17 protein-coding genes are annotated in these 19212 nt (G+C 68.0%); all 17 read left to right on the plus strand.

Annotated elements, in window-relative coordinates; translation table 11 throughout:
- Positions 1-366 precede the first annotated feature (366 nt).
- Positions 367-849 (plus strand): division/cell wall cluster transcriptional repressor MraZ, encoded by a 483-nt coding sequence (locus tag ASE22_RS08440; RefSeq protein ID WP_235536254.1) that lies wholly within the window; start codon positions 367-369, stop codon positions 847-849.
- Complete coding sequence (gene rsmH / locus ASE22_RS08445; protein ID WP_056357447.1) at positions 846-1814, plus strand: 16S rRNA (cytosine(1402)-N(4))-methyltransferase RsmH; 969 nt, start codon at positions 846-848, stop codon at positions 1812-1814. Before ASE22_RS08440 ends, rsmH begins: the two co-directional genes overlap by 4 nt.
- Positions 1811-2425 carry a hypothetical protein gene (locus ASE22_RS08450; protein WP_056357452.1) on the plus strand — a complete coding sequence of 205 codons (615 nt, stop codon included), beginning with the start codon at positions 1811-1813 and terminating at the stop codon, positions 2423-2425. Before rsmH ends, ASE22_RS08450 begins: the two co-directional genes overlap by 4 nt.
- On the plus strand, positions 2422-4161 hold the full coding sequence (locus ASE22_RS08455; RefSeq protein ID WP_056357455.1) for a peptidoglycan D,D-transpeptidase FtsI family protein: 1740 nt from the start codon (positions 2422-2424) through the stop codon (positions 4159-4161). Before ASE22_RS08450 ends, ASE22_RS08455 begins: the two co-directional genes overlap by 4 nt.
- Positions 4148-5599 carry a UDP-N-acetylmuramoyl-L-alanyl-D-glutamate--2,6-diaminopimelate ligase gene (locus ASE22_RS08460; protein ID WP_056358689.1) on the plus strand — a complete coding sequence of 484 codons (1452 nt, stop codon included), beginning with the start codon at positions 4148-4150 and terminating at the stop codon, positions 5597-5599. The genes ASE22_RS08455 and ASE22_RS08460 overlap by 14 nt, the downstream gene beginning before the upstream one ends.
- Positions 5587-7002 (plus strand): UDP-N-acetylmuramoyl-tripeptide--D-alanyl-D-alanine ligase, encoded by a 1416-nt coding sequence (locus tag ASE22_RS08465; protein WP_056357458.1) that lies wholly within the window; start codon positions 5587-5589, stop codon positions 7000-7002. The genes ASE22_RS08460 and ASE22_RS08465 overlap by 13 nt, the downstream gene beginning before the upstream one ends.
- Positions 6987-8057, plus strand: a complete 1071-nt coding sequence (mraY, locus tag ASE22_RS08470; protein ID WP_056357461.1) for a phospho-N-acetylmuramoyl-pentapeptide-transferase — start codon at positions 6987-6989, stop codon at positions 8055-8057. Before ASE22_RS08465 ends, mraY begins: the two co-directional genes overlap by 16 nt.
- Positions 8054-9334: a UDP-N-acetylmuramoyl-L-alanine--D-glutamate ligase gene (gene murD, locus ASE22_RS08475; protein WP_056357463.1), complete on the plus strand. Its 1281-nt coding sequence runs from the start codon at positions 8054-8056 to the stop codon at positions 9332-9334. Before mraY ends, murD begins: the two co-directional genes overlap by 4 nt.
- Entirely contained in the window at positions 9331-10554 is a 1224-nt protein-coding gene (locus ASE22_RS08480) for an FtsW/RodA/SpoVE family cell cycle protein (protein ID WP_056357466.1), read from the plus strand. Before murD ends, ASE22_RS08480 begins: the two co-directional genes overlap by 4 nt.
- Complete coding sequence (gene murG, locus ASE22_RS08485) at positions 10551-11711, plus strand: undecaprenyldiphospho-muramoylpentapeptide beta-N-acetylglucosaminyltransferase (protein ID WP_056358692.1); 1161 nt, start codon at positions 10551-10553, stop codon at positions 11709-11711. Before ASE22_RS08480 ends, murG begins: the two co-directional genes overlap by 4 nt.
- The gene (murC, locus tag ASE22_RS08490; protein ID WP_056357470.1) at positions 11708-13129 is read left to right on the plus strand and encodes a UDP-N-acetylmuramate--L-alanine ligase; all 1422 of its coding nucleotides are present in this window, start codon (positions 11708-11710) and stop codon (positions 13127-13129) included. The genes murG and murC overlap by 4 nt, the downstream gene beginning before the upstream one ends.
- Positions 13126-13326 carry a hypothetical protein gene (locus ASE22_RS08495; protein ID WP_056357473.1) on the plus strand — a complete coding sequence of 67 codons (201 nt, stop codon included), beginning with the start codon at positions 13126-13128 and terminating at the stop codon, positions 13324-13326. The genes murC and ASE22_RS08495 overlap by 4 nt, the downstream gene beginning before the upstream one ends.
- Entirely contained in the window at positions 13323-14240 is a 918-nt protein-coding gene (murB, locus tag ASE22_RS08500; RefSeq protein WP_200933291.1) for a UDP-N-acetylmuramate dehydrogenase, read from the plus strand. Before ASE22_RS08495 ends, murB begins: the two co-directional genes overlap by 4 nt.
- 121 nt (positions 14241-14361) lie before the next feature.
- Positions 14362-15303: a D-alanine--D-alanine ligase gene (locus ASE22_RS08505; RefSeq protein ID WP_056357476.1), complete on the plus strand. Its 942-nt coding sequence runs from the start codon at positions 14362-14364 to the stop codon at positions 15301-15303.
- A complete protein-coding gene (locus tag ASE22_RS08510) occupies positions 15300-16214 on the plus strand; it encodes a cell division protein FtsQ/DivIB (RefSeq protein ID WP_056357479.1) in 915 nt (304 codons plus the stop codon). The genes ASE22_RS08505 and ASE22_RS08510 overlap by 4 nt, the downstream gene beginning before the upstream one ends.
- 34 nt (positions 16215-16248) lie before the next feature.
- Entirely contained in the window at positions 16249-17508 is a 1260-nt protein-coding gene (ftsA, locus tag ASE22_RS08515; RefSeq protein ID WP_056357481.1) for a cell division protein FtsA, read from the plus strand.
- A 139-nt stretch (positions 17509-17647) separates the two neighbouring features.
- Positions 17648-19132, plus strand: a complete 1485-nt coding sequence (gene ftsZ / locus ASE22_RS08520) for a cell division protein FtsZ (protein WP_056357484.1) — start codon at positions 17648-17650, stop codon at positions 19130-19132.
- The last annotated feature ends 80 nt before the right edge of the window (positions 19133-19212 follow it).

Raw genomic sequence — 19212 nt, forward strand, 5'->3', positions numbered from 1 at the left:
GGTCGGCCCCGAAAATCGCCGCCCATCTTTTCGACAAACTTATCCACAGGGAGCCACTGCGGCATCCCCGGCGGATTCCTGCGCTTCCGCGAGTTTTTCCCCGATCCACGCCGTCCCTTGCTCTCCCTGGAATCCACAGCCGAATCCATGAAAAACCATGAAGTGGTATAAAAACCCTTTGAAATGGCGGGCCGACCCAAGTACACCGCAATGGTGAAATGGGGTGGGGAGTATCGCTTGGCGCATTGACGCCTCCCGCCGGCCCGAAAGGGCGGCGCGGTCCCGGCGGTTCTTCCCTCGTTCTAACTGGGGTATGCGTCGGTGGCGGCGGGTGGTGCGGTCTTCAATGACGTTCATTTGAACGGCGTGGACCTGAAAGGGCGGGTATCGCTCCCGGCTGCCTTTCGTCAGACGATCGACATCCGTTCGGGATCTCCCAAGGTCGCGTCGGGCCTCGGTCGCACGCTGCGCATGACCTTCAACGCGACGCTGAAGTGCATCGAGGTCAGCGACGGCCTGCAGATCGCCGAAACCGAAGAGCAGATGAACGCGCATGCCCAGCGCGTCTCCGAACAGACGGGCGAACTGATGGGCGACGTGCTCGACCGGCTCGAATCCGAGACCTTCCCGCTGCTGAAGGACGTCAATTTCGATGCGGCCGGCCGCATGGTGCTGCCCGACCGGCTGCGCGCCAAGGCCCAGATCGGCACAGATGCCTTCTTCGTCGGCCGCGGCCGGCGTTTTCGCATCTGGAGTCCGGACGTGCTGCGCGATGCCGCGGGGGGCGAATCCGGCGACGTGCTCGAAGAAATGGAAGAGCTGCTCGCCAAGCGGAAGGAGCGCGGATGATCCCGGCCGCGCCCCATGTTCCCGTCCTGCTCGACGAGGTCGTCGCCGGTCTCGATCCCGTAGCCGGCGAGACCCATGTCGACGGCACCTTCGGAGCGGGCGGCTATACCCGCGCCCTGTTGCGCGCGGGCGCACGCGTCTACGCGTTCGACCGCGATCCCGACGCGATCGCCGAGGGTCGCGCGCTGGAAGACGAGCATGACGGCCAGCTTATCCTGGTTCCCGAACGCTTCTCCCGCATGGCCGAGGCGCTGAGCGAACGCGGCGTCGACCAGGTCGACGGCGTGACGCTCGACATCGGCGTGTCGTCGATGCAGCTCGACCGCGCCGACCGTGGCTTCTCCTTCCAGGCCGACGGACCGCTGGACATGCGGATGGACAAGAGCGGCATGAGCGCCGCCGATTTCGTCAATACCGCCGACGAGGCCGAGATCGCCGACGTCCTGCACGACCTGGGCGAGGAACCGCGCGCACGGCGTGTCGCACGTGCGATCGTCCAGGCGCGGCCGATCACGCGGACGTCCGAACTGGCCCAGGTCGTGCGCCGCGCGCTCGGCCACAAGCCGCACGAAAAGAAGGACCCCGCGACCCGCACCTTCCAGGCAATCCGCATCCACCTCAACGCCGAGCTCGAAGAGCTCGAGCAGGGGCTTGCCGCCGCCGAGCGTGTGCTGCGTCCGGGCGGGCGGCTGGCGGTCGTCTCCTTCCACTCGATCGAGGACCGGATCGTGAAACGTTTCCTGCGCGATCGCAGCGGCGCCACGCCGGCCGGTTCCCGTCACCTTCCAGATGCGCGCGCCGGGGGGCCGCGTCCCAGCTTCGAGGCCGTCGCCAAACCCGTTCGCGCGGGCGAGGCCGAACTCGTCCGTAACCCCCGGTCCCGCTCGGCGACGTTACGCGTCGCCCAGCGGACCGAAGCAGCGCCATGGGGCCTCGCGCCCAAGAAGGAAGGACGTCAGGGATGATCACGAACCGCTTCAAGGAAGTGGTCTGGACAGGCGGCATCTGCGTCGCGGCCCTCTCCTTCTACATGATCTCGCAGACGGTCGCCGCGAAGCGGGCCGAACTCGCGGGGGTCGAGCGCAAGATCGCATCGACCCATCAGGAGATCCGCCGCCTGCGAACCGAGATCGACACGCGCGGCGGCCTGGCGCAGATCGAGAAGTGGAACCAGAGCGTCTACGGCCTGCAGGCGCCGGGGCCCGAACAGTTCGTGACCAGCTCGGTCCGGCTGGTCGCGCTGACCCAGCCGCGGCAGCTGCCGCTCGACCCCGCGATCGTGGCCAGTCATGGCGCGCTCGACAAGGTCAGCTACGACCGGATCGAGGACAGGGTGATGGACGCGCCCGCCGATCGCACCGTGGCGGCGGCTCCGCATGTCGTCGCGCCGCCGCCGCAGCCCGCGCTGCGCCAGGCCAATTATGTCCAGCCCAGGCCATCGGCGCTGGCCCCGCAGGCGTCACCCGTGCATGAGGTCGCGGAACGCAAGCTGGTCCGCGCGGTAAGGCTGGACGACAACTTTCTCGACGGTCTCGTCGAAGATGCACCGGCCCGTGCGCGCAAGGGGAAACAATGAACGCGATCGCCGCCGGGCTTGCCCAGCCGCGCGACCGCGCCCTCGCCAAGACCAACGATAGCGTCCGCATCGCCCATTATCGGCTGATGGTACTGATGCTGTTGTTCGCGCTGATGGTCGGCGTGATCGCGCTGCGCCTGCTCTACCTCGCGGTGTTCGACGCGCCCGATCGCACCTCCAGCGTGGCGGCCACCGGCCCGCGCGCGGACATCACCGATCGCAACGGCGTCGTGCTGGCAGCGACGATCAAGGGAATCAGCCTCGCCATCCGCCCTCCCCGCGTGATCGGCGACAAGGATCGGCTCGCGGTCGAGCTCGCCCGCCTCTTCCCCAATCGTACCGCCGAAGAATATCGCCGGATCCTGGGCGGACGCCGCAAGTTCGTCTACCTCGAGCGCGGCGCGACCCCCGCCAAGATCCACGCCGTCCGCCTGCTGGGCGAGCCGGCGATCGAGGAGGTTCCCGAGCCCAAGCGCTTCTATCCGCAAGGTACGATGGCCAGCCAGGTTATCGGCTACATGGATATCGGCGGCGTGCCGGTGAGCGGGATGGAGGCGTTTCTCGACAAGCGACTGACCAGCACCGCCAATAGCGGCCAGCCGGTCGAGCTGTCGATCGACAGCCGCGTACAGGCCGCGCTCGAAAGCGCCATCCGGGCATCGGCGGAGAAATATCTCGCGGTCGGCGGCGCGGGCATCGTGCTCGACGTCCACACCGGCGAGGTGCTCGCCATGGCCTCGCTACCGGTGTTCAACTCGAACGCGCCGGGCCTGATCCCGGTCGGAACCGATCCGCTGCGTCCCGACGCGCGCTACAACCGGGCGGTCAGTTCGGTCTACGAACTCGGTTCGACCTTCAAGGTGCTGACGATGGCCAATGCCATCGAGCATGGCGTGATCACCGATTTCGGCAAACGCTACGACGCCACCGCCCCGCTCCAGGTCGGCGGCTTCCGGATCAGGGACGACCATCCCGAGAACCGCTGGATGTCGGTGCCCGACATTCTGATCCATTCGTCCAACATCGGCACCGCCCGGATTTCCGAGGAGGTCGGGCTGGAGCGCACCCAGGCGTTCTTCCGCCAGCTCGGCTTCGACCGGGCAGCGGAGCTCGAGCTCGGCGCGCTCGGCAAACCGCTCTGGCCGGGCTATTGGGCACGCACCACCTTGATGACGGTCGCCTATGGCCATGGCATCGCGGTGAGCCAGCTCCATCTGGCCAATGCCTATGCGGCGATGGTCAACGGCGGCATCCTGCGGCCGGCGACGATGCTGAAGCGGGCGCCGGGCCAGATCCCGAAGGGCAAGCGCATCATTTCCGAGCAGACCAGCTACCGGGTCCGCCAGCTGATGCGCCTCGTCGTCGACGAAGGCACTGGCAAGGGCGCCAACATCCCGGGCCTGCGGGTCGGCGGCAAGACCGGCACCGCCGAGAAGAACCTCAACGGCCGCTATATCCACAGCAGCCTCGTCACCACCTTCGCCGCCGCCTTCCCGATGGACGCGCCGCGCTACGTGGTCATCGTGACGATGGACGAGCCGAAGGGCATCCCCGAAACCTACGGCTTCCGCACCGCCGCCTGGAACGCGCTGCCGGCGGTGAAGGCCGTCATCGCCCGGATCGGCCCGCTGCTCGGCGTCATTCCCGATCCCAGCAAGGACATCGACGTCTCCGACATGATGCCGTTCGTCTACAAGCCGAAAGAGAAGGACGAGGGGGTCCATGCGATTGACTGACCTGGTCGCCGGCGTTCCGGCCCTGCTCGACGCGGGCATCGGCGACGCGCGGGTCACCGGCTTCGCGATCGACCATCGCAAGGTTGCGCCGGGAACGGTGTTCGGCGCCTTCAAGGGCAGTCGCTTCAACGGCGAGGATTTCATCGCGCAGGCCGTCGCCGACGGCGCGATCGCGATCGTCTCCGCCCCCGGCGTCGCGGTCGACGGCGCGCTGCATCTCGCCGATGCCGAGCCCCGCCGGCTGTTCGCGCAGCTCGCCGCGCGCTTCTTCGCGCCCTTTCCCGATACGACGATCGCGGTCACGGGCACCAACGGCAAGACCTCGACGGTCGAGCTGACCCGCCAGCTGTGGCGGATGGCGGGCTTCCATGCCGCATCGATCGGCACGCTCGGCGTCACCACGGCCGACGACCAGGTGTCCACCGGGCTCACCACGCCCGACATCGTCACCTTCCTGTCGAACATGGCGGGACTGCGGAAGGAAGGCGTCACCCACGCCGCGTTCGAGGCGTCGAGCCATGGCCTGTCGCAGTACCGCACCGAAGGACTGCCCGTGCGCGCGGCGGCCTTCACCAATCTGAGCCGCGACCACCTCGATTATCACGGCACGATGGACGATTATTTCGCGGCCAAGCTGCGGCTGTTCACCGAAGTGGTGGACCAGGACGGCGCGGTCGTCCTCTGGGCGGACGACCCGAGATCGGCCGACGTGATGGCCGCGGTTCGCAAGCGTGGCGTGCGATTGCTCAGCGTGGGTTCGGCCGGGGAGGCAATCCGCCTCGTCGAACGCACGCCCACCGCGCTCGGCCAGACCCTGCGGCTCGAGGTCGACGGCGCGGCGCGCGACGTCAAGCTGCCGCTGATCGGTGCCTACCAGGCCGCCAACGCGCTGGTCGCGGCGGGACTCGTCATCGCCACCGGCGGCGATATCGGTCTGACCCTGGCCAACCTCCAGCGGGTCGCACCGGTACGCGGCCGCCTCGAACGCGCCGCGATCAGCAGGACCGGCGCCCCGATCTATGTCGACTATGCCCATACGCCGGACGGGCTGGAGGCCGCGATCCAGGCGCTGCGCCCGCACACCGCCGGCCGGCTGATCACCGTGTTCGGCGCGGGCGGCGATCGCGACACCGGCAAGCGTCCGCTGATGGGCGAGGTCTCGACCCGGCTGTCCGACCGGACGATCGTCACCGACGACAATCCGCGCAGCGAGGACCCGGCCACGATCCGTCGCGACGTAATGGCCGGCGCGCGGGGCGCCATCGAGATTGGCGGCCGGCGCGAGGCGATCGCCGCCGCCATCGCCGAGGCGCAGGCGGGCGACATCGTCCTGATCGCGGGCAAGGGCCATGAGCAGGGCCAGATCGTCGGCGCCGGGGACCAGATGCGCGTCCTGCCGTTCGACGACGTCACCGTCGCGCGGGAATGCGCGGCGTGAACGCCCCGCTCTGGACCGCTTTCGACATCGCCGCCGCGACCGACGGCGAGGTGCATGGCGATTTCCGCGCGGACGGGGTGGCCTTCGACTCGCGGGAGATCGGCGCGGGCGACCTGTTCGTCGCCCTGAAGGGCGAGACGACCGACGGCCACCGCTTCCTCGACAATGCTTTTGCCTCCGGCGCGGCAGGCGCGATCGTCTCCGACGCGTGCAGCGGGCCGCATGTCCGCGTCGCCGACACCACCATGGCGCTCGACGCGCTCGGCGCGGCCGCCCGCGCGCGGATGGCGGGGAAGGTGATCGGCGTCACCGGGTCGGTCGGCAAGACCGGGACCAAGGAAGCGCTCTATGCCTGCCTGGACCGCGCCTTGCCCGGACGCGTCCACCGCTCGGTCAAGAGTTACAACAATCATACCGGCGTTCCGCTCAGCCTGGCACGCATGCCGGCCGATACCGCGGTCGGCGTGTTCGAGATGGGGATGAACCATGCCGGCGAGCTGGCGGCGCTGACCCGCCTCGTCCGCCCGCATGTCGCGATCGTTACCGCCATCGCGCCCGCGCACAGCGCCTATTTCGCGAGCGAAGCCGATATCGCCGACGCCAAGGGCGAGATATTCCAGGGCCTGGAGCCCGGCGGCGTCGCCATCATCCCGTATGACAGCCCGCACCGCGACCGGCTCATGGCGGCCGCGAAGCCCCATGCCGGCCGGATCCTGACCTTCGGCACCGACCACAAGGCCGATGTCCACGCGCAAGATGTGATCCCGCTCGACAAAGGCACGCTGCTGTCGCTGGTCCTACCCGATGCCGAGCTAACCTTCACGGTCGCTCCGCCGGGCGGGCATTGGGTATCGAACGCGATGGCGGTGATCGCCGCGGTCTGGGCGGTGGGCGGCGACCTCGCTGCCGCCGGCCTCGCCTTCGCCGAGATGGAAGGGCTGGCCGGCCGCGGCCAGCGCAGCATCGTTGCAGCCGGCACGGGCGAAGCGCTGCTGATCGACGAAAGCTATAACGCCAACCCTGCATCGATGGCCGCGACCATCAAGGTATTGGGCAACGAAAAGGCCGACCGCCGCATCGCCATTCTCGGCGAGATGCGCGAGTTGGGTAGCGGATCGGCCGCCTATCATGCCGACTTGGCCGGTCCGCTCCGCGATGCGAAGGTGGATTTCGCTCTGCTCGTCGGATCGGAGATGACGGCGCTCGCGAACGCCCTTGAGGGATGGATCGAATTCGCGCATGTGCCCGACGCCGACGCAGCGATCGAGTCGATAGAAGCGATGATCGCGCCCGGCGACGCCATATTGATCAAGGGATCCAACGCGATCGGCCTGTCGCGTCTCGTTGCGCATCTGCGCGCGCGGGACGGCACCGGCGAAAGGACAACATGCTCTACCTGTTAGCCGAACAGCTCGGGTTTCCGGGCGTGCTTAACCTCATCCGCTACATCACCTTCCGCGCGGGGGCCGCAGCGCTGACCGCATTGTTCATCGGCCTGATCATCGGACCGGGCTTCATCGGCTGGCTCCGCGTGCGTCAGGGCAAGGGCCAACCGATCCGCGCCGACGGTCCGCAGACTCATCTCGCCAAGGTCGGCACGCCGACGATGGGCGGGCTGCTGATCCTCGTCTCGGTGATGCTGTCGCTGCTGCTATGGATGGACCTCAACAACCGCTACGTCTGGGCCTGCATCGGCGTGACCCTCGGCTTCGGGCTGATCGGGTTCCTCGACGATTACGACAAGGTCAAGAAGCGCAGCCATCATGGCGTTTCCGGCAAGGTCCGCCTCGCCGGCGAGTTCGTGATCGCCGGCCTCGCGAGCTGGCTGATCGTGTCGGGCAACGGCACCCAGCTCTACGTTCCCTTCTATAACGGGCCGGTCATCGACCTCGGCGCCTTCTACGTCGTCTTCGCGGCCTTCGTGATCGTCGCCTTCGGCAATGCCGTTAACCTGACCGACGGCCTCGACGGACTGGCGATCATGCCGGTGGTCATCGCCAGCCTCGCCTTCTTCGTGATCGCCTATCTCGTCGGCAATGCCAAATTCGCCCAATATCTAGGTATTCCGCACGTCCCGGGCGCGGGTGACCTGACGATATTGACGGCGGCGATCATCGGCGGCGGCCTCGCCTTCCTGTGGTTCAACGCGCCCCCGGCCGCCGTCTTCATGGGCGATACCGGCAGCCTCGCGCTCGGCGGCGCGCTCGGCGTCATCTCGGTCGTCGCGCATCACGAAATCGTGCTGGCGATCGTCGGCGGGCTGTTCGTCATGGAGACGATCTCGGTCATCCTGCAGGTGTTCTTCTACAAGCGGACCGGACGGCGGATCTTCCGCATGGCGCCGATCCACCATCATTTCGAACAGCTCGGCTGGAGCGAACCGACCGTGGTGATCCGCTTCTGGATCATCTCCTTCGTCCTCGCGCTCGCCGGTCTCGCCACGCTGAAGCTGCGGTGATCACGAGTCCCGCCTTTGCCGGCAAGACCTATGCCGTGCTCGGGCTGGCGCGCTCGGGCGTGGCGACGGTCGAGGCGCTGCAGGTGAGCGGCGCCGAAGTGACCGCGTGGGACAGCCGGGAAGAGGCGCGCGGCCAGGTGACCGGAGTCCGTTTCGCCGATCCCATCGACATGGACCTGACCGGCTATGCCGGCGTCGTCGTCTCGCCCGGCGTTCCGCTCAACAAGCATCCGATCGCCGGCCATGCGGCGAGCTTCGGCGTGCCCGTCATCGGCGACATCGAGCTTTTCGCCCAGGCGCGGCCCTCGCTGCCCGACCACAAGGTGGTCGGCATCACCGGGACCAACGGCAAGTCGACCACCACCGCCCTCATCAAGCATATCATCGAGACCGCGGGCGTGCCGACCCTGATGGGCGGCAATATCGGCCTGCCGATCATGGGCCGCGATCCACTACCGGCGGGCGGCGTCTATGTGCTCGAGCTGTCGAGCTACCAGATCGACCTCAGCTTCAGCCTGGACTGCGACGTCGCGGTGCTGACCAATATCACTCCCGACCATCTCGATCGCTATGACGGCTTCGCCGGCTATGCGGCATCGAAAGAGCGGCTGTTCGCGATGCAGTCTCCGGGCCATGCCGCGATCATCGCGGTCGAGGACGAACCGAGCCGCGCGATCGCGACGCGGCGACCCGGCGCCATCGGCGTACGATCGACCGACGCCGGCGGCGGCCAGCAGGACTGGCCCGCGCTCCAGGGTCCGCACAACGCCCAGAACGCAGCCATCGCCATCCGGGTCGCCCGCGCACTCGGCATCTCCCAAGCCGCCATAGACGAGGGGCTCGCCACCTATCCCGGCCTGCCCCACCGGATGCAGCGGATCGCCGAGAAGAAGGGCGTGTTGTTCGTCAACGACAGCAAGGCGACCAACGCCACCGCCACCGCTCCCGCGCTCGGAGCCTATCCGCGGATCCACTGGATATTGGGCGGCCTGCCCAAGACCGACGACCTCGACGACTGCGCGCCGTACTTCGACCATGTCGCCGCCGGTTACACGATCGGCCAGGCTGGTCCGATGTTCGCCCGCATCCTGCGCGCGGCGGGCAAGCCGGTGGTGGAGAGCGGGACGCTAGACCAGGCGGTGGCCGATGCCGCCGCGGCGGCGCGACCGGGTGAGGTCGTCATGCTGTCGCCCGCCTGCGCCTCGTTCGACCAGTTCAGCGATTATGAGGCACGTGGCGACGCTTTCCGTCGCGCGGTGGAGGGGCTTCCGCTATGAACGTCGCAGTGTCCTTCGACTCGTCCGTGCCCTCGCCCTCCCCGCCCTCGCCTTTCAAGCGCTCGCGTTTCGGACGCGGCAAGCGCACGCCGATCGCGCGCTGGTTCTGGGAGATCGACCGTGTCCTCCTGCTGCTGGTGACGATCCTGATCGGTGTCGGCCTGATCGCCGTCGCCGCCGCCTCGCCCGCCGCCGGGGTCCGCTATTCGGGCACGGGCGTCACCGTCGCGCCACGTCACTATTTCTGGATGCAGCTCGGCTGGACCGTGATCGCGGTACCCGTGATGCTCGCCGTTTCGGCCCTGCCGGTGCAGATCGCCCGGCGCGGCGCGCTGATCGGCGGCATCCTCTTCCTGACCCTGCTGGCGCTGGTGCCGATCGTCGGCAGCACCGCCAACGGCGCCACACGCTGGATCTCGCTCGGCCCGGCCAAGCTCCAGCCGTCCGAATTCCTGAAGCCGATGTTCGCCGTCGGCATGGCTTGGCTCTTCTCGCTGCGCGCCCGCAACCCGGGCCTGCCCTTCGCGATGATCTCGGTCGTGCCGATGGCGCTGGTCGCGGTGCTGCTGATGAAACAGCCCGACTTCGGTCAGACGGTGATCTTCGTGTCGGTCTGGATCGTCCTGCTGATGCTGTCGGGCGCCTCGCTCAAGCTGCTCGGCATGCTGGGTGCGGGCGGTCTCGCGGCGATCGTGTCGGCCTATTTCTTCTATTCGGTCGCGACCGAGCGCATCAACAAATTCCTGTTCAAGCAGGGCGATACCTATCAGGTCGACCGCGCCCACGCCACGCTGACCAACGGCGGCCTGCTCGGCACCGGCCCCGGCGCGGGAACCGAGAAGTTCACCCTGCCCGAACCGCACACCGATTATATCTTCTCGGTGATCGGCGAGGAATTCGGCCTGATCGCCTGCATCGCCATCGCGTGCCTCTACCTGGCGATCGTAGCGCGGGTCAGCTTGCGCCTGCTGCGCGAGGAGAACGATTTCCTGCTGCTCGCCTCGGCCGGCCTGGTCTCGCAGTTCGGGTTGCAGGCCCTGATCAACATGATGGTCAATGTCGGCCTCGCCCCGTCCAAGGGCATGACCCTGCCATTCATCAGCTATGGCGGCTCGTCGATGATCGCGCTGTCGATCGGCATGGGTCTGCTGCTCGCCTTCACCCGCGAGAACCCCCATCTCAAGGAAGCGACCTACACGGTGCGGTGGAACGGCAGATGAAGGTGACGCGACACTTCGTCCTCGCGGCGGGCGGTACCGGCGGCCATATGGTCCCCGCGCACGCTCTGGCGGCCGAGCTGATGCGGCGCGGCCACCGGGTCGCGCTGGTCACCGACGAACGCGGCGCACGCATCCCCGGCCTGTTCGACGGAGTCCAGACCCACATCATCCCGGCCGGGAGGCTCGGCGGCGGCCCGCGCGAATGGCTGAAGGCCTTCCGCGACATCCGCGCCGGCACCGCGATGGCGCTCCAGCTCTATTCGACCTTCGAGCCATCGGCGGTGATCGGCTTCGGCGGCTATCCCGCGCTGCCCGCGCTGCGCGCCGGCTTCAGGCGTCGCATTCCCACCGTGATCCACGAGCAGAACGCCGTGCTGGGCAGGGTCAACCGGCTGGTCGCGGGCAAGGTCGACGCGATCGCCACCGCCTATCCGGTCGTCCAGCGGCTCAAGCCCAAGTTCGAGGACAAGACCGTGCTGGTCGGCAATCCGGTGCGCGACATCGTCCGCGACATCCGCGACCAGCCCTTCCCCGATCTCGGCCCCGACAGCATCTTCCGCGTGCTGGTGACCGGTGGCAGCCAGGGCGCCTCGATCCTGTCCGACGTGGTGCCCGACGGGCTCGCGCTGCTGCCGCAAGGTTTCCGCCGCCGCCTGCAGGTGACCCAGCAGTGTCGGCCCGAGGATATCGAGACGGTGCGCAGCAAATATAAGGTGCTGGGCATTCCCGCCGACCTCGCCACCTATTTCACCGACCTGCCCGAGCGGCTGGCCTGGGCCCATCTGGTGATCGCCCGCGCAGGCGCCTCGACCATCGCCGACATCAGCGTCGCGGGCCGGCCCGCCATCCTGATCCCGCTGCCGTCCGCCGCCGACGATCACCAGACCGCCAACGCCCGCGAGCTCGCGCAGGTCGGCGGCGCGCGTGCGATCCGGCAGGAGAATTTCACGCCGCAGGAACTCGCCAAGCAGATGCAGAAGCTGGCGCTCGATCCGCAGGCTTTGATCAACGCGGCCAAGCGCGCGCGCAGCGTCGGTCGCCCCGACGCCGCCGAGGCGTTGGCCGACCTCGTCGAGCGGATCGGCCCCGATCCGATCGTCGAGCCCATCCCCGTGGAAAAACTGGAACTTCGTCCCTTGAAAGGCGCATTCGCATGAAGGGTGTCGCAACCGACATCGGCACCATCCATTTCATCGGCATCGGCGGCATCGGCATGTCCGGCATCGCCGAGGTGATGCACAATCTGGGGTACAAGGTGCAGGGCAGCGACGTGGCCGAGGGCTATGTCGTCGAGGGCCTGCGCGCACGCGGCATCCCGGTGATGATCGGCCACAAGGCGGAGAATCTGGGCGACGCCGCCGTCGTCGTCACCTCGACCGCGATCAAGCGCGGCAATCCCGAAGTCGAGCTGGCGCTGGAGAAGCGCGTTCCCGTCGTCCGCCGCGCCGAGATGCTGGCCGAGCTGATGCGGCTGAAGTCGACCGTCGCGATCGCCGGCACCCACGGCAAGACGACGACCACCTCGATGGTCGCCGCACTGCTCGACGCGGGCGGGGTCGACCCGACCGTGATCAACGGCGGCATCATCAACAGCTACGGCTCCAACGCCCGGCTCGGCGCGTCGGACTGGATGGTGGTCGAGGCCGACGAGAGCGACGGCAGCTTCCTGCGGCTCGACGGGACGATCGCCGTCGTCACCAACATCGATCCCGAGCATCTCGACCATTATGGCTCGTTCGACAAGGTGAAGGATTGCTTCGTCGAGTTCGTCGAGAACGTCCCCTTCTACGGTGCCGCGCTGCTCTGCATCGATCATCCCGAGGTGCAGGCGATCATCCCCCGGGTGCGTGACCGCAAGGTCGTCACCTATGGCTTCTCGGCGCAGGCCGACGTGCGCGGCGACAACGTCACCCCGGTTCCCGGCGGCAACCGGTTCGACGTGGTGGTCCGCAACCGCGACGGCGAGACGCGGCGGATCGAGGGGGTCACCCTGCCGATGCCCGGCCGCCACAACGTCCAGAACGCGCTGGCGGCGATCGGCGTCGCGCTGGAGATGAACATTGCGGACGAGATCATCGCCAACGGCTTCGCCAAGTTCGGCGGGGTAAAGCGGCGCTTCACCAAGGTCGGCGAGGTCGCGGTCGGCGACGGCATCGCGACCGTTATCGACGATTACGGCCATCACCCGGTCGAGATCCGCGCGGTGCTGGCCGCCGCGCGCGAGGGCGCCAGGTCGAAGGTGATCGCGGTGGTCCAGCCGCACCGCTATACCCGGCTGCGCGACCTGATGACCGATTTCCAGACCGCGTTCAACGATGCGGACAGCGTCTACGTCGCCCCGGTCTATCCGGCCGGCGAGGCACCGATCGAGGGAATCGACGCGGCGGCGCTCGTCGCCGGGCTCAAGCAGCGCGGTCATCGGTCGGCGCAGGTGATCGCGGGGCCGGAGGCGCTCGCCTCCGCCCTATCGGCGGCGATCGGGCCGGACGACATGGTGATCTGCCTGGGCGCTGGTGATATTACGAAGTGGGCGGCGGGGCTTTCGACGGCGATAGCCAAGGAGAAGGCACAATGACCGATTTCTTCGGACCCTGGAAAGTGCTCCAGGACCAGGCGATGCACATGCACAAGACCGCGGTCGACGCCGCGTTCAAGGCGATGGGCAGCGGCGAGCAGTTCGACAATGCTGCCAAGGCGGCCAAGGACCTCGCCGACATGCAGGTCAAGGCGTGGGAACGCTGGATGGCGATGTGGGGCCTCGAGAAGAAGTGAACCTGGTAGCCGGCAGCACATCCCCTCCGTCCCTGCCGCGCGTGCGCGGCCGGCTGACGGCGGATGCGCCGCTGGCGCCGCTCGTCTGGTTCAAGAGCGGGGGCGCCGCCGAGTGGTTGTTCGAACCCGCCGACGTCGACGATCTGTGCGATTTCCTGGCCGCGCTCGACCCGGCGGTGCCGGTGATGGGCCTCGGCCTCGGTTCCAACCTGATCGTGCGCGACGGCGGCGTCCCGGGCATCGTGGTCCGTCTCGGCAAGGCGTTCGCCAAGGTCGAGCGGCTGGACGCGACGACCCTGCGCTGCGGCGGCGGGGCGAGCGGCATCCTCGTTTCATCGTCGGCGCGCGACGCGGGCATCGCCGGGGTCGAGTTCCTGCGCTCGATCCCCGGCACGGTCGGCGGCTTCGTCCGCATGAACGGCGGCGCCTATGGCCGCGAGGTCAGGGACGTGCTCGTCGCGGCGGACGTCGTCCTGCGATCGGGCGAGCGCAGGCAACTGGGGTTGGCCGAGCTGGGCTACACCTATCGACACAGCGATCTGCCCGAGGGGGCGATCGTCGTGAGCGCGACCTTCCGCGGCGAGGCCGGCGACCCCGCCGCGATCCAGGCCGAGATGGACCGGATCGCCGCCGAGCGCGAGGCCAGCCAGCCGCTGCGCAGCAAGACCGGCGGTTCGACCTTCAAGAACCCGAACGGCCACAAGGCCTGGCAGCTCGTCGACCAGGCGGGATGCCGCGGCCTGACCCGCGGCGACGCGCAGGTCAGCGAGAAACATTGCAATTTCCTGCTTAACCTCGGCGCGGCCCGCTCGGCCGACATCGAGGCGCTGGGCGAAGAGGTACGGGACAAGGTGAAGGCGAAGACGGGCGTGACCCTGGAGTGGGAAATTCAGCGCGTGGGGGTGAGCCGGTGATCCGCCATCCTCTTTACCCGTCATGCCAGCATAGGCTGGCATCTCATGAGATGATCGATGCGCGCCTCTCCGGAGACCCCAGCCTTCGCTGGGGTGACCGATTTGGTTTTGAGGTGAGCAAATGACCCACGTCCCCCTTCACATCGTCGTCCTGATGGGCGGCTGGTCGTCCGAGCGCGAGGTGTCGCTGACCTCGGGCAACGGCGTCGCCGACGCGCTGGAGAGCCTGGGCCACAAGGTCACGCGGATCGACATGGACCGCGACGTCGCGTTGCGCCTGGCCGAGGCGAAGCCCGACGTGGTGTTCAACGCGCTTCACGGCACGCCGGGCGAGGACGGCACCGTCCAGGGCATGATGGACTTGATGGGCCTGGTCTACACCCATTCGGGCCTCACCACCTCGGTCATCGCGATCGACAAGGAACTGACCAAGCAGCAGCTCGTCCCCCATGGCATCCGCATGCCCGAAGGAAAGGTCGTCGAGAGCGAAAGCCTCTACGCCGGCGACCCGATGCCGCGCCCCTATGTGCTCAAGCCCGTCAACGAAGGTTCGTCGGTCGGGGTCGCGATCATAAAAGAGCGTGACAATCATGGCGCGCCGATTCATCGTGACTCGCATGGCCCGTGGCAGACCTTTCCGACCCTGCTTGCCGAGCCCTTCATCCGGGGGCGCGAGCTGACCGTCGCGGTGCTCGGCGATCGCGCCCTGGGCGTGACCGAGCTGGTCCCCAGCAGCGGCTTCTATGACTATGAAGCCAAATATACCGACGGGCTGACGACCCATATCTGCCCCGCCGACATCCCCGACGACATCGCCGGCGCGGCCATGCGGATGGCGCTCGATGCGCATCGGCTGCTCGGCTGCAAGGGCACGTCGCGGTCCGATTTCCGCTGGGACGACGAACGGGGCGAGGCCGGGCTCTACCTGCTCGAGGTAAACACCCAGCCAGGCATGACCCCGCTCAGCCTCGTGCCCGAACAGGCGCGCCATGTCGGCATGACCTATGCCGATCTCGTCCAGGCTATCGTCGACGAGGCGCTGGCCGCGAAGGAAAGATCATGAAGGCGGCGCGGGCACGCTCCACCGACCGGCGACCGCGGGTGGCGGCGCCGGCGAAGCGCGCGTCCGCGCGGCGCAAGCCTTCCGCCATCGCGCGCGCGGTCGAACAGCTTCCCATTTCGCGCGAGGCCTTGCGCAGGCTGGGCAACTGGACGCTCGGCATCGGTATCGGCGGCGGGGTCGTCGCCGGCTTGATTGCGATGGGCCTGCCGCAGATGATCGGCCTGCTGATCGCCGACGGGATCGGCGATGCCGGCTTCAAGGTCCGCAACGTCGAGATCCTCAATCGCCGCCAGGTGGACAGCGCCTTCGTCTACGACGTGGCGATGCGCCAACAGGCCCGACCGATGCCGCTCGTCGACCTCGACGGGACGCGCGCCGAGCTGATGAAGATGGGCTGGATCGCCGATGCACGGGTCTCTCGCCGCCTGCCCGACACGCTGGTGGTCGACATCGTCGAACGCGTGCCCGCCGCGATCTGGCAATATCAGCACCGGCTCGCGCTGATCGACAAGGACGGCGTCGTGATCGGCCCGGTCGACGATCGCGCCATGCCCGATCTGCCTGTCGTGGTCGGCCCGGGCGCCAACCGCCGCGCGACCCAGCTCGCCGCGTTGATGGCGGCGGCCCCCTCGCTCAAGCCGCTGGTCACCGCCGCGAGCTGGCAGGGCGACCGGCGCTGGGACATCATCTTCCAGTCGGGCGAGAAGCTGATGCTGCCCGAAGGCGACCAGGAAGCGGCCAAGGCGTTGGCCTTCTTCGCGCAGGAGGACCGGCGCGCCGGGATGCTCGGCAAGGGGCTGGTATCGATCGACCTGCGCGATCCGAGCCGGATGGTTGCGCGCATGTCGCGCGAACCCGGCAGCAAGATCGAGCCGGCGGCCCCGTCCCTCAGCGCGAAATCGGTAACATGAGGCGGACATGGCTATTTTGGGGAAGGGTATAGCGATGTCACAGGCACGCAATGACGGGCTGATCACGGCCATCGACATCGGATCGTCGAAGATCTCGGCGCTGATCGCGCGCGCCGACGACCAGGGCGAGCTGGAGGTGCTCGGCACCGGCCAGCGCGAGAGCCGGGGCGTGCGGCGCGGCTACATCGCCGACATGGAAGCGACCGAAGGCGCGATCCGCGAGGCCGTCGAGCAGGCGGAGACGATCGCCCGCATCAATATCGACCATGTCTGGGTCAGCTTCTCGGCCGGCGGGCTCGTCAGCGACGTAGCCCAGGTCGAGGTCGACCTCGGGGGCGTCCAGATCGAGCAGAAGGACATAGACGAACTGCTCCACCAGGGCCGCCGCTCGCTCAACCCCGAGGGCCGCATGGTCCTCCACGCCCAGCCGACGCTCTACACGCTCGATGGCCTCAACGGCGTCAAGAATCCGCTCGGCCTGCATGCCGATAAGCTCGGCGTCGAGATCCACGTCATCGCCGCCGAGCCGTCCCCCGTCCGCAACCTCGCGCTCTGCGTACGTTCGGCGCATCTCGGCGTCCGCTCGATCGTCGCCTCGCCGATCGCGACCGGCGTTTCCTGCCTTACCGATGAAGACCGCGAGATGGGCATCGCCCTGGTCGAGATGGGCGCCGGTGTCACGAATGTCTCGCTGTTCGCGGGCGGTCTGCTGGTCGGCCTCGCCTCGCTGCCGATGGGCTGCGCCGACATCACCGACGACATCGCCTCGGCCTTCAACATTCGCCGCGCGCAGGCCGAGCGGCTGAAATGCGTCCACGGATCGGCGCAGAACAGCCCGCGCGACAATCACGAGATGCTGGAGATCGGCTCGCCCGAGGAGGTCGCCGACGGCGCCGAGCCACCGCGCATCAGCCGTGCCCAGCTGATCCAGGTGATCCGCCAGCGGCTCGACCACTGGATGGACGCGGTCGCCAAGGCGCTGACCGATCTCGGCTATGTCGGCCCGGTCGGGCGGCAGGTGGTGCTGACCGGCGGCGGCGCCGAACTGCGCGGCATCGCCGATTATGCCCAGGGGGTCCTCGGCCGCAGCGTCCGGATCGGGCGGCCGCGCACCCTATCGGGCCTGCCAGACGCGCACAGCGGCCCCGGCTTCGCGACCCTGGTGGGCCTGGCCCAGGTCGCCGCGACCAATCCGGCCGAACTGCGCCCCTTCGCGGCCGAACAGGCGATCCACCGGCCGCAGCCCATGGGGCTCGTCGGGCGGCTCATCGCGGCGGTGAAGACGGGCTATTGATCGTGTCGGCCCCTGTCCCACATCGGTTAACCTCGAAAACTGTGGATAGGACAACTTTTCGCGTGATTCGGCGAATCGCGTCTGGCAAGATTCAATCCACGTGTTGCTTGGGCCGGCATGGCCGCCAGGGAGAAAATCTATGACGATCGAGTTCATGCGCCCCCAGGTCGATGAGCTGAAACCCCGCATCAGCGTGATCGGCGTAGGCGGAGCAGGCGGAAACGCGGTCGCCAACATGATCGGTGCCGACGTCCAGGGCGTCGACTTCATCGTCGCCAACACCGACGCGCAGGCGCTGAACGCCTCGTCGGCGGAGCGCCGCATCCAGCTCGGCCTGAAGATCACCCAGGGCCTGGGTGCAGGCAGCCGTCCCGAAATAGGACGGGCGGCCGCCGAGGAGACCCTCGAGCAGGTCGAGAAGGCACTCGAAGGATCGCACATGTGCTTCATCGCCGCGGGCATGGGCGGCGGCACCGGCACCGGTGCCGCGCCGGTCATCGCCAAGGCGGCGCGCGACCGCGGCATCCTGACCGTCGGCGTCGTCACCAAGCCGTTCAGCTTCGAAGGCAATCGTCGCATGCGTTCGGCCGATGCCGGCATCGAGGAGCTACAGAAGCACGTCGACACGCTGATCGTCATTCCGAACCAGAACCTGTTCCTGATCGCCAACCCGAACACGACCTTCAAGGAAGCGTTCCAGATGGCCGACCAGGTCCTCCAGCAGGGCGTGCGCGGCATCACCGATCTGATGGTCATGCCCGGCCTCATCAACCTCGACTTCGCCGACGTCCGCTCGGTGATGAGCGAGATGGGCAAGGCGATGATGGGAACCGGCGAAGCCACCGGCGACAACCGCGCGATCGAGGCGGCCGAGAAGGCGATCGCCAATCCGCTGCTCGACGGCGTCAGCCTCAATGGCGCGAAGGGCGTCATCGTTTCGATCACCGGCGGCGACGACATGCGCCTGCTCGAGGTCGACGAAGCGGCCAATCATATCCGCCAGCTCGTCGATCCGGACGCGAACATCATCTGGGGTTCGGCTTTCAACAACGAGCTCGAGGGCCGCATCCGCGTCTCGGTGGTCGCCACCGGCATAGAGGTCGATGTCGCGACGATGCCCGAACCGTCGAAGAGCTTCAGCTTCCCGCCGCGCACCCCGATGCGCGACGAAAAGTCGGTCGCCGTGCCGCAGGCGGCCCCGGCGCCGCAGGCCGAGACCCCCGCTCCGCAGCCGCAGGCCGCCGCGTCGGACACTCCGGCGGCACCGGCCGCCCCGGCCCCGGCCGAAGAGAAGATCGTCCTCGAGGCGCCCGAGCAGCCCACCGCCGCCGAGCCGCTGGAGCTGACCAACCTGTTCAACGACGAGCTTCTGCTGCAGCCGGAATCGGCCATGCCGACCCCGGCGGCGGAAGGTCCTTCCGAAGAGGAAGCCGCACCGCAGGGCAATCGCCGCTGGGTGACCGATGCCGAGCCTGCCCGCCGCCCGTCGGGTGCCGGCGCGACCCTGTTCGAGCGCATGTCGAACATCGCGCGCGGCGCCGCCAAGGCCCAGGTCGAGGGCGATGAGCGCGGCAACGACGATGCCGATATTCCGCGTTTCCTGAACCGCCAGAGCAACCAGTAATTGCGCATTATCGATACGCCCGTGCCAGTCGGCGCGGGCGTATCTCGTTTCGGCGTTCTGTTTGGGTTCAGCTCTTGCGC

The sequence above is a fragment of the Sphingomonas sp. Root720 genome (assembly GCF_001428605.1).
Classification (GTDB): domain Bacteria; phylum Pseudomonadota; class Alphaproteobacteria; order Sphingomonadales; family Sphingomonadaceae; genus Rhizorhabdus.